At 60.8% G+C, this 15,178-nt stretch carries 8 protein-coding genes; 2 read left to right on the top strand and 6 right to left on the bottom strand.

All coding sequences use genetic code 11. The annotated features are described in order from the left end of the window. The first annotated feature begins 6 nt into the window (after positions 1 to 6). Together MIC448_RS02175 and MIC448_RS02170 are read left to right on the top strand one after the other, a co-directional pair. The gene (locus MIC448_RS02175) at positions 7 to 3,093 is read left to right on the top strand and encodes a helicase-related protein (RefSeq protein ID WP_036295415.1); all 3,087 of its coding nucleotides are present in this window, start codon (positions 7 to 9) and stop codon (positions 3,091 to 3,093) included. After that, positions 3,072 to 4,508, top strand: coding sequence for an SAM-dependent DNA methyltransferase (locus tag MIC448_RS02170; protein WP_144237963.1), 1,437 nt, complete (start codon positions 3,072 to 3,074; stop codon positions 4,506 to 4,508). The genes MIC448_RS02175 and MIC448_RS02170 overlap by 22 nt, the downstream gene beginning before the upstream one ends. Here the strand turns inward: MIC448_RS02170 and MIC448_RS02165 are convergent. From MIC448_RS02165 to MIC448_RS02140, 6 genes are all read right to left on the bottom strand, one after another. Beyond that, positions 4,416 to 6,056 (bottom strand): DUF262 domain-containing protein, encoded by a 1,641-nt coding sequence (locus MIC448_RS02165; protein ID WP_036295410.1) that lies wholly within the window; start codon positions 6,054 to 6,056, stop codon positions 4,416 to 4,418. The genes MIC448_RS02170 and MIC448_RS02165 overlap by 93 nt on opposite strands. 29 nt (positions 6,057 to 6,085) lie before the next feature. Next, positions 6,086 to 9,073, bottom strand: coding sequence for a type III restriction-modification system endonuclease (locus tag MIC448_RS02160; protein ID WP_373457219.1), 2,988 nt, complete (start codon positions 9,071 to 9,073; stop codon positions 6,086 to 6,088). Between the two features lie 94 nt (positions 9,074 to 9,167). Beyond that, positions 9,168 to 10,997 carry a site-specific DNA-methyltransferase gene (locus tag MIC448_RS02155; protein WP_199484399.1) on the bottom strand — a complete coding sequence of 610 codons (1,830 nt, stop codon included), beginning with the start codon at positions 10,995 to 10,997 and terminating at the stop codon, positions 9,168 to 9,170. Between the two features lie 17 nt (positions 10,998 to 11,014). Next, the gene (locus MIC448_RS02150) at positions 11,015 to 11,680 is read right to left on the bottom strand and encodes a DUF4391 domain-containing protein (protein ID WP_036295402.1); all 666 of its coding nucleotides are present in this window, start codon (positions 11,678 to 11,680) and stop codon (positions 11,015 to 11,017) included. Further along, entirely contained in the window at positions 11,677 to 14,928 is a 3,252-nt protein-coding gene (locus tag MIC448_RS02145; protein ID WP_036295400.1) for a helicase-related protein, read from the bottom strand. The genes MIC448_RS02150 and MIC448_RS02145 overlap by 4 nt, the downstream gene beginning before the upstream one ends. Before the next feature lie 2 nt (positions 14,929 to 14,930). Beyond that, positions 14,931 to 15,116, bottom strand: coding sequence for a helix-turn-helix domain-containing protein (locus MIC448_RS02140; RefSeq protein ID WP_036295396.1), 186 nt, complete (start codon positions 15,114 to 15,116; stop codon positions 14,931 to 14,933). Between the last annotated feature and the right edge of the window lie 62 nt (positions 15,117 to 15,178).

The following is a 15,178-nucleotide window of genomic DNA, read 5'->3' as shown; positions in this document are numbered from 1 at the left end:
AATGACATGGCAACTCCGGACAGCTTCATCGTCGACAACACGTCTGAAGATTGGAAGGCGCTTCAATACGTTCGGGAATGGTGCGACCTCAGCGAAGCGATCGATATTGCAACCGGACACTTCGAGATCGGCGCGTTCCTCTCCCTCGACGGGGCATGGCAGAAGGTCGACCGCATCCGACTCCTGATCGGCGGCGAAACGAGCCGGACGACCGCCGATGCCATCGCAGCGGCGTTAGACAGGTCCATCACCGTTGAGCGCCAGAATGGCGACGCGTTTCTCACGGGCGTCGACGGCGTCGTGGACGGCATCCGTTCGGGCAAGATCGAGATCCGCGTCTACCGGTCGAAGAAGTTCCACGCCAAGGCTTACATCACCCACGGCCGGCACCGTGTCGTCGGTTCTGCTGCGCTCGTGGGTTCATCTAACTTCACCCGGCCGGGTCTCACTCAGAACGTCGAGCTGAATGTCAGGTTCCAGGGGCCTGAGGTCGTCGAATTGCAGGCGTGGTACGAGGAGCACTGGAACGCGGCTGTGCCCGTCAACCCCGAACTCCTTGCCGTGCTCGAGCACAACGTCCGCGAGTTCACGCCCTTTGAGGTCTACGCGAAGGCACTACACGCACTGACAGCGGACGCGGATGCAACGGACAAGAGCTGGGAGGAGTCGGAGTCAACAATTCACCCGATCCTCGCTCCCTACCAGCGCGAAGCGTTCCACTCGCTTGTCGAGATGGCCAAGCAGTGGGGCGGCGGTTTCCTCACAGATGGCGTGGGGCTGGGGAAGACCTTCGTCGGCCTCATGCTCACCGAATACTTCGCGGTGCGGCAGCGCAAGAACGTTCTCATCATGGCGACGAAGACCGGCCAGGACGCCGTGTGGAACCCCGAGATCAAAGACCGTTTGCCCGATCTCTATGGAGGCCAGTTCTCCAATGTCATTGTGAAGGCGCACACCGACCTGACGACCAAGGCTGGCGCCGAGGAGATTGAGCACCTCGCCAAGCGGGCCGACATCATCATCATCGATGAGGCTCACAACTTCCGGAACCACGGCAAATCACCGACCGAGGAGAATCCTTGGGGATCGCGCTGGTGGCGCATGCTCGAGATCTGCAAAGGGAAGACTGTCTTCTTGTTAACGGCGACTCCCATTAACAACAGCTTCTTTGATCTCGTACATCAGGCCGAACTCTTCACAGGCGTCGACCAGGATGCGCACTTCTCGAGCATCGGTGTGAACAGCCTCCGCAAGTACATCGTGAACCTGGAGAAGCCGTTCAAGAACGCCGTTCCGGATCACGCATCAATCGACGCGATCATGAGCAAGGACACGCTGTTTCAGTCGATCATTCACCAGAACAGCCGTCGCTACGCAATCGACAGCGCAAAGGTCGCTGGCGGCGCCGAGGTCGTGTTCCCCGACACGCAAATTCCGAGGGTAGTGCCCTATCAGTTTGGCCTTCTCTACTCGCCGCTCTTCAGCGAGATCACAAGCGCCTTCAATCGGCAGAACCCCCTGTTCGTCCTGCCGATGTACTACCCGCTGGCGTTTTCCAACGACCCCGACGTCGACCCCCGCCTCGAAAACAGGCAGCGCCAGATCGTTGCCCTCATTCGAACGATCTTTCTGAAGCGGTTCGAATCGAGCCTGGCGGCATTCGCTGGTTCATGCCTCGACCTTTCTGTGAAGGTTCTCAAATGGCTCGACGTCAACGTGCAAGGCGACGCCGCATACGAGGCACGACTCGAGGCCTGGCGCGATTCAAACGAACCCACCCTCCAGGCGATTCACGATACCTATCGTGCGACCCTCGAGGAGGGCTGGCATGAAGAAGATCTCACCGAGGAAGAACTCGAGGAACTCGACTACAATCTCGTCGGCGGAAACTACCGGCTTGGTGCGATGGTCGACGCTGCGTTCGATGATCTCGCGCAGTTGACGCGATTCATGGCACTCACATTGGACGGCGCTGGGATCGACGACAAGTTCGCGAAATTGCGCACCCTGCTCATGGGGCCGTCAAAGTCCGAGAAGGACGGCCTCGACCTGACCGTGTTCACGCAGGAGTTCCAGACCCAGCAGGTTATCGTCTTCACCGAGTTTGCCGATACCGCCCGGTATCTTCACGAGAGGCTTATCGAGGCCGGGCTCGCGGACGTAGACCGTATTGACGGCGGTCGCAAAGGCAACCGCTACGCGATGATTAAGCGATTCTCGCCGTTCTACAACAAGGTCGCCAAGGAGGAGCGCGCCGCACAGGCGCCCCTGCGGGTGCTTATTTCAACTGACGTGCTCAGCGAGGGTGTTAACCTCCAGGACGGCACCCTGTTGGTCAACTACGACATCCATTGGAACCCCGTGCGGCTGATGCAGCGCATCGGTCGCGTCGATCGGCGCATGAACCCCGCAATTGAGGCCGAGCTCGTCAAGGAGCGCAAGTCGGCGAAGGCAACCCGCGGCAAGATTCAGATCCGTAACTTCCTGCCGCCTGACGACATCAACAACCTGCTCCAGCTCGTCGGACGCGTTGAGGGAAAGACGTTGATGATCTCGAAGACCCTTGGTATACCTGGGGGCAAGCTCCTCGACGAGTCGGACATGTTCGATGATGTGAAGGTGTTCCAGGCGTTCAAGGACGAGTACGTCGGTGACATCTCCCCTCTGGAGCAGTTGCGCCTAAAGTGGCTCGAACTGACGAAGGACCATCCCGACATTGAGTCGCTCGTGGAGCGACTCCCGGATGGGATCTCCATCGCTAAGGAAGGCCAGCCCAGGGGGGTGTTCGTGTGCCGGCGGGTGCCGACACTGACAAAGGCCGACGAGAGCGGTGAGCCGGAGTGGAGCCTCTCGCCCGGCCGTGTCGAATGGGCGCTGAAGACTAGCGACGATGTCGAACGGGGCGTTCTCACTATCGACGCTGCGGTCGAGGCCGATATGGACACCGCCAAGAAGCCGTTCACTGAACGCGGACCGCTACAGGCGGCCCTCCGCCAGTTTGAGCGAGAAGAGACCAAGCAGCTCCGTAAGGACGTTCAGCTCCCGCTGGATGCGCCCACACCGGAGACGCTGTGCTGGATGGAGATCGCATGAGGGTCCCGGAGGATCGCCTCAAAAGCCTGATCCGGCAGGCGCCGGGGTCGTTCGACAAGCTTCTTGAGCTGCTCTACAACGGCCTCGACTGGCCGATACCGCCCGGCGAGCTCCGGCAGGAAGATCTCCTGGACTGGGCGCCCGAGGAGCTTCACCTCGACCCCGCGCAGGTGGCGCGGCTCACCAACATCTATCAAATTCCTCAGCTCACTTCGACACAGAAGTTCGGCGCCTTCTACTTGCAGTTCGAGGGCGGTCAGCTGCCGATCGGTGCCGTTCGCAGGCTGCTGCATCAGCTCGTGTCCACTAAACGCGGTAAAGGCGCAGGAACGCACCCGACCTGGGCCCTGCACGACTTGCTGTTCTTCTGCCTCACCAGCGGTCAGCACAGCGTCGTTCATGTTGTGAACTTCCAGGAGAGAGACGGTAAACGCGTCCTCCGCGTTCTCTCGTGGAACCAACAGTCGACCGATGCGCGCCTCAGCCTTCTCGCTCGTCGGACCGCCGAAGAGCTCGCGTGGGTTGGTGGGGAGGGCCCGCGCGTCATCGTCGAGCCGGATGCCGCATTGATCTCTACCGGCTACCGGGAAGGCATTCGCACGGCGCGAGCGCTCTCACGCCGTATGGCCGACGTTGCTCAGGATGTACGGGACGAGGTTAGAGCGCTGCTGGCTATTGAGACTGAAACCGGTCCAATGCGTTCCTTGCACGTCGACATCCGAGACCGTCTCATCGGCGACTTGAGCCCCGAACGCTTCGCGGACGTCTATGCCCAAACAATGGTCTACGGCCTCCTGACGGCCCGAATCGCCCATCCTGAGCGATTCAAGGCCACAAGATCACTCGCCGTCATGCAGTTCGAGAACCCTTTCCTCGACGCCATCTATGCCCGCTTCCGCGACGACACAGACAGCGTGATCGACGTCGACGAACTCGGCCTCGGCGATCTCGCGGAGCAGCTCGCCGAAACGAACATCGACGAGCTCCTTGCCGACTTCGGCAGCAACGACCGCCGCGAGGACCCCGTGGTCTACTTCTACGAGCAATTCCTTGCCGACTATGATCCGCGACAGCGCATCGACGCAGGCGCCTTCTACACGCCCGTCCCCGTCGTTCGGTTCATGACGCAGGCTGTCGACCACATTCTCAAAACCACGTTCGGGCTACCGCTCGGCGTAGCAGATGACAGCGATTGGGCGACGGTGTGCGAACACCTTGGCATCGCCGTTCCGGAGGGCCTCGACGCCGGAGCGCCGTTCGTCGCAATGATTGATCCGGCGTTTATGCGCAAGTCGGATGTCTCACGAGACACGCTGCCGGTCTCACGTCGATGGCCAGGCAAGGCACGCGAGGTCCGCAAGCTCGCTCGTGCGAGCCGTCACTTCCAGCTCGCCCCAGCTGGTTGTGGCTCCTAGAGCTCGAGTCAGAGCGAAGTCAGACTGTTCGTAGACCTTCACCTTCTGGGCGAATGGCTTGTTGCCGAGTTGGTGGTTCAGGCGCTTTTCGAGCATTGCAAGATTGCCGATCTCATCGATCTTTACCTGGAGGTTGTCGTCGCCTCTACCGCTGGACTGGGACAAGACATGCTCAACCGTCACCCCTGATGACGTCCAGTCGAGCGCACGTTCTGGGCGCTGCGCTCTCGCGTCGGCCGCCTTCTCCAACATCGCAAGAATGTACTTGGCCCGATTGATGCTGAGCTTTCCAGCAGAGATGAAAGCAATCTTGAACTCGGTATCCGACGGGATGAGTCGGCGTAGCAGCGCCTTCACGTCAGTCTGATTCTTGGCTGTGCCCGCCGACACGGCCGCGGCCGCGGCCGCGAACGCTTCTTCGGCGGTGCCGGCGCCGAGCCTGCCGACAAACTGTGCCCTGACGCTCCACTTCGCGAGCTTCACGAGCAGGCGCGCAGCCTTCGGTTTATCCCACATGCGGAAAGCCGCCAGAAGCAGAGGGTAGCTACTCTCAAACCCGAATCGTCGGTACGCCATGATCGCGTCTCTCACGTCGACTCGAGCGTCCGCCCAGTACTTGTGATCAGCGTCGCGCAGAGCCAGGTATATCTCCTGCGCTTGCTTCATCCGTTGCACGTACGTCTTCGCGCCAGGATTGCTCTGCAGGTCATCCTGAATCGCGCGGTAGAGCTTTCGGGTTGTGATGCGCCCCTCGCGAGACATGAACTCATGTCTCACGAATCTGACCATCACCTCGGGCTTACCGCCGAGGTTGGTCTCGATCGCGTTCCAGCCGTGCTGAACATACGCGAACTCGGAGCGCTTCGCTTCGCTGAACAGGTAGTTCTTCAGCAAGTCCGCCGTAGTAAGGTCGGCGCCCCGATCATTCAGGGTCTCGAAGATGACGTACGCCTCAGGGAGACTCGAGGCGACAGCGATAAGCACCTGAACGCTGTTCTCAAGTTGGTCGATGACATCGACGAGCTTCCGGTACTGGGCCGCATCCGGCGCGAGTTTCCTGAGGTGCGCCGCGCACTCCTCGTAGCACAGCCTGATCCTGTTGCCCGAGCCAATGCCCTCGACGTCGCCCGCCAGAATTGCGTCGTACGCGTCCTGATCGTTGGGGCTGAGGATCAGGCTGTCGACTTCTCCCTCTTCGCGAATGCTGAAGCGGCGAAGATACTTCTTCGTTGTGTTCTCTGCGAGATCGACTCTCGCCAGCTCGCTGAGTCGGTCGCGAATGGCAATGAGCAGGATCGCTGTAGTTGCAAGACGTTGCTGGCCATCCACGATCTTGCGGCGACCGCTGTCATTTTCAGACTTCGCGAACACGATCGTTCCCATGAAGTAAGCAGACTTCTTAGACCGCGCGCGTTCAAGATCGGATAGGTATTCTTGAACGTTTATCGGCTCCCACGAGTACGCCCTCTGGAACTCTGGAACCTCGACCAGGTGATCGGCCAGAATGTGACCCAACTGATCGTGGTTGAACTCTGTGCTCTCTGCCATGCTGACTCTCTCGTCTCCTATGGGCAGTGTCAGGTTGTGACGAGCTGCATGAGCTCGGAGTAGTCGGAGACGACGTCGTAGGTGACGTCTCGATCGGTCTTCGCGTTGAGCGCGGCGAAGAACTTGCGGGCGCACTCGATCTTGGCGTTCTCGACACCCTTGAGTTGAAGGGTGGACAGCGAACCCTTGGTCTCAGCTACGAAGTAGACGTGCTTGATCTTCGTATCGTCGTCGCGGAACGCGATCGCCCAGTCCGGGTTGTAGTCGCCCACCGGAGTCGGGATGAAGAATCCCCGCGGCAGCTTCGAGTAGACGACGACCTCGTCGCTGACGTCGAGCTTCTCGACGAAGGAGCGCTCGACCTTGGAGTCGGTGACGACGTACTCGTAGACGCTCTTCTTCAGCTTGTCACCCGCTTTGGACAGGTCCTGTGCGGTCTGGTTCTCCGTGAAGATCGAAGAGTCGTAGCTGTTGTCAAGTGGGTCATAACTGAGGTGCTCGACGATCGCGGTTGCCTTCTGCTCGTTGACGAGTCGGGCTGCCTCGGTGATGAACTGCTCGGGGTTCTGCTTGAACTTCGCGAACGTGCCCGGGTGGATGCCGGTGAGGATCGCCGCGCACGTGCGGCGAGTGAGCTGCGTCTTCTCCGCGATCTCTCCCAGAAGGTCGTACTTGACGGTCGAACCCGCCGACACGGCCGAATGCTCGACCTTCGTCTCGGATACTTTGAAGCCCGTGCCAGCTTCCAGCTGCTCCACTTCGAGTCCGATGACTTGGTTGCCGCTTTCGACGAGGTACTGCATGACGGTGACGTGGAGCGAGGTGTCGAGCACGCGGATGCAGTTGTCGATCAGCTCCTGTGAGTCGAAGTCGACCTGGTAGACGGCCTTGTGGTTGATGCGTCCCCAGAGTTCCTGGAACTCGCGCTTGTTGAAGTTCGCCTCGTTGAGCGGGATCTTCTTCGGCTTGCGACCGTCGGTTGGCTTTGGGACGTCGAGGTACAGAGCGTCGACGAGCGGCCAGACGAAGTCGATGACGGGTTTGAGTACCTCGGAGCTCGGCGTCGCGAGGGTTCCGTCGGCGCGCGCATCCTTGTAGGCCTGCGTGACAAGGCCCGACTCGTCGATGTAGTCGTTCTTGATCAGGTGGAAGTAGAGAGCCTGAGCGACGGTCTTCTCAAGTGCGCTTGTGGATCCGTCGCCTAGCGTTATCGGCTTGCCGACGAAGTAGTCGACGCTCGCCTTGCGTGGCCTCGCCGACAGCGATTCGATGATCTCCTTCTGGAGCGCGGTCACGAAGTCGGTGTAGGACTCGTCGGTGACGACGGTGAGTTCGTTGATGTCGTGGACGGTGACGGGGTTGTCCATTCGCTCGCCGTGCTGGTCGACTGACAGGCGCAGACCACGGCCGATCTCCTGCCGACGCGTCGTGGTGTTGTCGCTCTTCTTGAGCATGCCCATCACGAAGACGTTCGGGTTGTCCCAGCCCTCGCGGAGCGCGGAGTGTGACCAGATGAATCGGACCGGCTCCTCGAACGAGAGCAGCCTCTCTTTGTCCTTCAGGATCAGGTCGTAGGCGTCGACGTCGTCCGACTGACCTGCGAAGTCGCCACGCGCTGCGATCTTGCCGTCGACGAACTGCTTGGTCTTCTTGTCGATCGAGAAGTACCCCTCGTGGGTCGAGCGCACCGGGATCGCCTGGACGTGCTCTCGATAGCGTTCAGCCGCTTCATCCAGGTCGAGTTCGCCGAGGTAGTCGGTGAGCACAGCCTCGTACTCTTCCTCGAACACTCGGGCGTACTCTCCGAGGGTGTCCTCGCGCTCGTAGTCGCGGTACTTGGCAACTTCGTCGATGAAGAACAACGAGAGCGTCTTGATCCCCTGCGCGAACAGCTCGCGTTCCTTGGCGAGGTGGGCCCGGATGACCTCGCGGATCTGAATGCGACGCTTCTGGTCCTCGGCGACGTCCTCGGTGACCTCGCCGGCGCCGATGATGTCGCCGTTGCTCAACTCGATGATGTCGCGGGTAGCGTCAACATCCCGGATGAAGAGCCCTTTGTACGCCTCGATACCGCCGGAGATGTCATGCAGGTTCATTCCCTGGCTGAGACGCTTCACCTGCCGCTTGATGCCCTGGGCGGTCTGCACCTCCAGTTCGACTCGGGCTTTCGGGAAGTCGGCGCCCTTACCGATCTCGAGGCCGTCCACGTACAGGTACGCACTACTACCGGCCAGGTGCTTGACGGTGATGCCGCGCACCGCGATCTTCTTCACGAGCTTCTGGTTGTAAGCGTCGATAGCGTCGAGACGGTGCACTTTGGTGCGTTCGATCCGGTGGGTCGCGGAGTAGCGCAGCGCGAAGAGGGCGTTGAACGAACTCAGGGCCTCCAACGATTTCGAGGGCTTCTTCGCGTCGCCTTCTATCTTCTGTGGCTCATCAATGATGAGGATCGGCCGGTTCGCTGCAATCACGTCGATCGGCTTCCGTGATTGAAAGTCGTCAAGCACCTCGTAGATGCGACGGGCATCCTTGCCTGTGGCGTTGAAGGCCTGGACGTTGATGATCATCACCTGCACGCCCGCGTCTGATGAGAATCGCTCGATCTCGTGCAATCGCGAGGAGTTGTAGATGAAGGTGCGTGGTTTGGTGCCGTAGAGCTGCTGGAAGTGGTCGGCGGTGATGTCGAAGGACTTCTTCACTCCCTCGCGGATCGCGATTGACGGCACGACGACGATGTACTTCGACCACCCGTACCGCTTGTGCAACTCCATGATCGTCTTGATGTAGACGTAGGTCTTACCGGTACCAGTCTCCATCTCGATGTCGAGGTTGATCGGCGCCGCCGACTTCTTCACCGGGTCCTTCAGCTCCGTTGAGAGCGCCAGCCCGCGCGCCCGCTGCACCGAGTGGACACTGGCGAGGAGTTGCGGCGCGGTGAGAGCGATCTCGGCGTTGCGCAGGCCTGCGTCCTCCAGCAAGGTCGCCGCCACCCTGCCAGGGTCAATGCGGTACTTCACCCCGTCGGCATATGGCTGCCCAGTGAACACATCTACCACGGCATCGACGGCTTCGGTCTGATGGTGCTGGACCTTAAATTGAAGCTTCATCGACTCAGATCGCCCTAACTTCCGTCTCCGGCGAGACTTCTCGGAAGATCTGCTCGGCATTGATGCGGGCCGCGTCACTGGAGAAGCCCGAATCCTTGAAGACAGCGCGCAACGGATGTTTCTCGGCAATCCGACGCACGAGGTCGACGGTGACGTCGTCAGCAAAGCACGCGACCAGGGCGCCATCGGCAACGACCAGTACTCGTCGGCGATCGAAGTCGTCGATCGTGATCGGCTCGGCGACGTCCAGTCCCCAGTCGAGGAGCACCTGAAAGAGTAGATCTTCGTCGGTACGGTCAGACTTCACGCTGTCTACAGACTCCGCGAGCGATGTCTGCACGAGATCATCCGCGCTTCGCTCCAACTCGAGCATGTTGGTCGTATCGACTCGAAGCGCCCGGAAGCCGGTATCTACACCTCGTCGATCCTTGAAGCGCGCTCCGGCTCTACGGATGCGCTCCTTACCGATGTCTGCGATCGTTCGGAAGCCGGCCTTGGCCGCTTCGGTCCCGGGGTCGCACGGTTCAGGCAGTTGCACCATGATGAACCGCCGCTTGCCGCCGTCCGCCGCGTTCTGGCTGATCACCGCGTCCGCTGTGCTTGCTGACCCGGCGAAGAAGTCCAAGACGAGTGCGTTCGGCAAAGCGAGTAGCTCAAGGACTCGGCGGATTAGGCGCGTCGGCTTCGGCGTATCGAAGATCGTCGCCCCGAACAGTTCCTTGATCTCAGCATTCGCCTGGCGTGTGGTGCCCGCAACGTCGCCGGACCAGACGGTCTCAGGGGTTCGGCCCACTTGATCTTCGAGATAGATCTTTCGCACGAGACGTGAGTCGCCATCTCTAAATACGATCTCGCCGGATGCGATCTTCTGCTTGATCGATTCCTTGCTCCAACGCCACCCGTTCTCCGGCGGCGCAATCACCTTGCCCGACGGCGTCTCAACCGTGAATCGGAGCGACGGTCGAGGGCTCGGACTCCTGACATCGCCAGATCTCCATGCTCCCCGCGGATCGTTGTCCGGATTGGAGTACGCCCGGTTATCCGCCTCGGTGCGCGGCAGGCGAAACTGTCCCAAGTCCTCGCCGCGACGAAACATGACGAGGTAGTTGTGATGCCGCGAGAAGTACGGCTCGTCGTTCTTGCTCTGCTCGGTGTGCTTCCAGATCACCTTTGCAACGAAATTACGTTCCCCAAACACCTCGCGCCCGATTGCATCGAGCGCGCTCCCCTCGTTGTCATCGATCGCCACGCAGAGCAGACCGTCCGGGCTGAGTAGATTTCGCGCAAGACGGAGCCGGGGATACATCATGCTGAGCCAGTCAGAGTGGAAGCGTCCGTTGGCCTCCATGTTCGACTGAAGTCGCAGACCACGATCGTCGGTCTGTCCCGACCGCGCGAGGTAGTCCGCATTCGTGACGGCGAAGTCATCCGGATAGGTGAACCGATCGGAGCCGGTGTTGTAGGGAGGATCGATGAAGATCAGATTGACCTTGCCGAGGTATGACTCCTGCAGGAGCTTCAACGCATCCAGGTTGTCGCCCTCGATGAACAGGTTTCTTGTTGTGTCGAACTCGACGGACTCTTCGCGTACAGGACGAAGGGTCTTCGCAATCGGTGCGTTGGCCGCGAATGCGGCGGCGCGCTTACCGGGCCAATCAAGCTGGTAGCGTTCCTGAGGCCCCTCGACTATGTGGTCAGAGAGTTCCTGTCGCAGCAGATCGAAGTCGACAGCTCGCGTCGGTTCGCCATCGGCGTCGAGCGTTTCCGTGACGACCGTCGGGAAGAGGTCGGCGATCTTATCGATGTTGGCGCGGGTGAGATCGGGGGATGTCATTCGGGGTCTTTCCATGGTTACCTCGTCTGGTCCAGCTCGGCCTGCTTGGCTTTGAGCTCACGCCGCAGGTCTACCTTGCGGTTGAGTTGAGGTTCGGATCGGAGCTTGCGTTCTAGGGCGCTGATCTCGCGCTCGAGTCGGCGCACGGCATCCAGCCGCTTGCTGATGGCGGCGGAACTCTCCCCGGGCCGAGGAGCGAGTGGCGTGAGTGGGCCGATGAGCGCTGAGTACAGCGCCGTCATCGTGATCGCGGTTGGCAGTGAGGTGCGCGGTGCATCGCCTCGCATCCAGCCCGTTGAGAAATAGGCGTTGGGCTTCGGTGCAGGCGCGCCGGCTGGCTTGTGTGCGGCGGTCATCCGCACAGCGCCGCCGTGGGCATCGTCGCGGTGGATCTCGAATATCACCGGGTTCGGTATCGCTTTGTCGATCGATGCAAGTACTTGGACACTGATGTCGTTCGCCTTGGCGTCCAATTGAATGACCTCGATCTCAGGCACTTCTGACGAGCCGGGGAGGTTGATGGTCTCCGCAGCGAGCTTGTAGATCCAGCTGATGCGGTTCACTTCCGTGACGAACTTTTCACGCAGCGAGGCGGTCGATGCGGTGCGTTCGTAGAACCGCTCCTTGGGGACGCGTGCACCGAATCGTGCACTAGCCGGCCACTGATACAGGATGTCGGTCACGAGGCGCCCTCTGGATCGACGATCGCGATGAACGCGATCAGCTCGAAGTCATCGAGCCCCGCGATCTGTTGCGTGAGCGCGGTGGTGTGGCCGCCACTGAACAGGCTGTCGATGTCGCGTTCTTCGGTGACGTCGATCATCGAGTGGATGGCATCTGTCAGTAGCGCCGAGTACTTGCTCATGTCGGCCCCCTCGCGGGTGGACTCATTGAAGACGCGGGTGACGTCGGCGACGGGTTCATCGTGGGGGCGCGAGCCGGCGCGCACAAGGTCGAGAAGCCGCTTCGCTTCTGTGTGGTCGGCGATGACGTCCCCATGGTCATCGACGTAGACAAGGTAGTGCGGGTGGAGCCGGTTGCCGCGGTTCACGGCGGGGTCGGCGTTGACGTTCTTCAAGGCGAAGATCACCCCGGGGAGCAGCCCCACGGCAGGGTCCGCGGGGATGACAGCATGCAAGCCTCGCGGCGCAGTGGCGATGTCGCCGTACTCGTTCATATATGCGAGCAGGTCCATGCGGAAGTCGTTGAGGCCGAGATCCGTGATCGACACACCTGCGCGAACATCCTCGAGTTCGATGTTCTCGCTCTGCAGCTTCCGCAGTTGCTCCTTGCGGAACGCGGCATCCGAATCATCAGGGTTGAGCACGTTGTCATCGGCAGAGCCGGCGAGGTCGGCAATGACCATGCGGTTCTCGACGCGCTCTTTGAGGTTGATGTACTCGTCGAGAGAAATGTCGGGCCAGAAGTTGACGAGCTGAATCACCTCGTTCGTCGACCCGATGCGATCGATCCGACCGAAGCGCTGGATGATTCGCACTGGGTTCCAGTGGATGTCGTAATTGACGAGGTAGTCGCAGTCCTGGAGGTTCTGCCCCTCGCTGATGACGTCGGTGCCGATCAGCACGTCGATGTCGCGCGTCTCCGTGGGCATCGTGAGGTGCCGCTGCTTGGACCGTGGTGAGAACATCGACATGATCTGCTGGAAGTCGAAGCCCGTGCCGATCGTTGACTTCGCGCCATTGCCGCCGGTGATCACGGCGCTCTCCAGCTTTGCTTGCTGGAGCGCCGGCGCGAGCTCGCGGTAGAGGTAGTTCGCGGTGTCGGCGAAGGCGGAAAAGATCAGTACCTTTCGGTTGCCCGGGTTGAGCGGGTGCTCGGCCTTCTGCTGGACCAGGTGCCGCAGCTTGCGCAGCTTGAGGTCGTGCGCCGGGGTTACCTTGCGCATTTCGTCCAGGAGCTCGCGCAGTGTCTCGCGGTCATGCCAGAGGTCTCGCTGCCACGATTCGACGTCGATGTCTTCGATGTCGATGCGAATCTTCTCGCCGAACGAGAGTGCCTCGACGTTGGCGTCGTCCTCATCGTCGAGATCGAAATCGAGATCGTCCATGTCGCGGATCTCGGGGAGGGAGCCGGAATGATTGCTGAGTCGCGTGAGCGTGCTGTCGACGGCGGACTCGATCTTGGCCAACGTCAAGCGGAAGGCCTCGACCGAACTCTCGAGACGCTTGAGCAGGTTGACGGTCATGAGCTTCTTGAGGCCCTCTTCACGCCCCTTCTGACCGAGGTTCGAGCGGGCGCTGCCGGTCGTGACGTTGTAGAGGTCTTCGTACTTGCCGATGCGGCTCGGAAACACGTACGCGAGTGGCGTGTAGACGCCCAACGTCAGCACCTGTAGTTGCTCGAAGATGTCGTTGAAGGAAGGGACGTCGGCGAGGTCGGTGAGTGGCTCGCGGATAGAGGCGGGCGGCAGGCGCCGCGGGAAGGCGCCGATCTCGCTCGTGTCGTAGAACGCCTGGATGTGCTTGCGGGATCGTGCGATGGTGACCGCGTCGAGCAGTTCGAAGAAGTCGAAGTCGAGCATCTGCAGGATGCGGTCGGCCGTGCGCTCCTCGGCGGGGAGCTTGGACCACTCGTTGAACACCGTCTGCGCGCCGCGAAACACCCGCTCGACCGAGGTTGAGAGCGAGAGCTTGGAGGCGAGGGTGTCGCTCTCGCCTTCATACGCCAACTGCAGCTGATTCTTGAGGTCGTTGAACCGGTTGTTCACCGGTGTCGCGGAGAGCATCAGCACCTTGGTCTTCACGCCTTCCCGGATGACCTGCCGCATGAGGCGCTGGTAGCGCGATTCCTTCTCTTCCGCATAGTCGGCGTTGCGGAAGTTGTGCGATTCGTCGATGACGACGAGGTCGTAGTTGCCCCAGTTGATGCGATCCAGCCGGAGGCCGAGGGACTCACCTCTGGTGCGGGAGAGGTCGGTGTGCGCGAGGACGTCGTAGTTGAAACGGTCGCTCGCGAAGATGTTCGTCGTGAGGTTGGCGTTGTAGTTCGTCCAGTTCTCGGCGAGCTTCTTCGGAGCCAGTACGAGGACGGACTTGTTGCGGAGTTCGTAGTACTTGATGACAGCCAGCGCGGTGAATGTCTTTCCGAGGCCGACGCTGTCGGCGAGGATGCAGCCGTTGTAGGTCTCGAGCTTGTTGATGATGCCGGTCGCGGCATCCCGCTGGAAGTTGTACAGGCTCTGCCACACCTTAGTGTTCTGATAGCCCGTGCGGTCGTTCGGGAGCACGTCCTCACTGATGTCATCGAGGAACTCGGCGAAGAGGTTGTAGAGGATGAGGAAGTAGATGCGTGCCGGGGAGTTCTCGGCATACACACTGGCGATGTGGTCGTACACCGCGTCGGTGACATCGTTCAACTGTGCGGGGTTGGCCCAGATCTGATCGAACACGGCGAGGAATGCCTGGGTTTCCGCCGGCCCTTCGAGCTTTGTGACCAGGTTGGATACGGAGTTGCCGCGCTCGTAGCCGAGGTCGGCTGTCGTCAGACCCTGGAGCTGCAGGTATGCCGCCCGATCGTCGACGACGGCGAACTGCTGCATCTGGCCGCCGCTGGCGTTCGCTCTGAAGGTCGCCTTCTCACGGACCCACGCGGCGCACTCGCGCGCGATTGCGCGCTGCGTCAACTTGTTGCGGAGGCGGATCTCGAACTCCGAGCCGTAAAGGGATGACTCGGCGTGCGGGATGAAGAATTCGCGACGGTCCTTGCGCAGCTTGTCGGTGGCTTGACCGTTGCTGAACGACGGCGACGTGAAGATGAACTCGAGCTCCTCGACGTGTTCGAGTTCATTGCGAAGAGCCTCGAACGCGAAGATCGAGAACGTCGCAGCGGCGATGCGAACCTTCGATCCTCTGCGAATCTCCCCCTTGAGGTCATCGCCGAGCAGCTCTGAGACGTTGTCGATGATCCGCATGACTAGGCGACGCCCCCTGCGCTGCCTCCGCCGCGCACCCAAGCGTCAACCTCGCTGGCCTGGAACTTCCAGAGGCGCCCGACCTTGTGGGCCGGCATCCCCTTGTCGGCGATCCACGCGTAGATCGAGTCTTTGGTCACGCCCAAGTGCTCAGCAATGTCGTCGGCAGAGAGCCACGGCTCGGACATTCACGCCCCCATGCGGATTGAACCGGATGTATCCGGGTATGGCCGATCCTATCGGGAACCCT

The sequence above is a fragment of the Microbacterium sp. C448 genome (assembly GCF_000582705.2).
GTDB classification, from domain to species: Bacteria; Actinomycetota; Actinomycetes; order Actinomycetales; family Microbacteriaceae; genus Microbacterium; species Microbacterium lacus_A.
This window is presented reverse-complemented; position numbering and strand designations above follow the sequence as displayed.

Bases quoted from the DNA above. Each gene is read 5' to 3' on its own strand.
- MIC448_RS02140 (WP_036295396.1), bottom strand. From the start codon at position 15,116: ATGTCCGAGCCGTGGCTCTCTGCCGACGACATTGCTGAGCACTTGGGC.
- MIC448_RS02145 (WP_036295400.1), bottom strand. From the start codon at position 14,928: ATGCGGATCATCGACAACGTCTCAGAGCTGCTCGGCGATGACCTCAAG.
- MIC448_RS02165 (WP_036295410.1), bottom strand. From the start codon at position 6,056: ATGGCAGAGAGCACAGAGTTCAACCACGATCAGTTGGGTCACATTCTG.
- MIC448_RS02175 (WP_036295415.1), top strand. From the start codon at position 7: ATGGCAACTCCGGACAGCTTCATCGTCGACAACACGTCTGAAGATTGG.
- MIC448_RS02155 (WP_199484399.1), bottom strand. From the start codon at position 10,997: ATGACATCCCCCGATCTCACCCGCGCCAACATCGATAAGATCGCCGAC.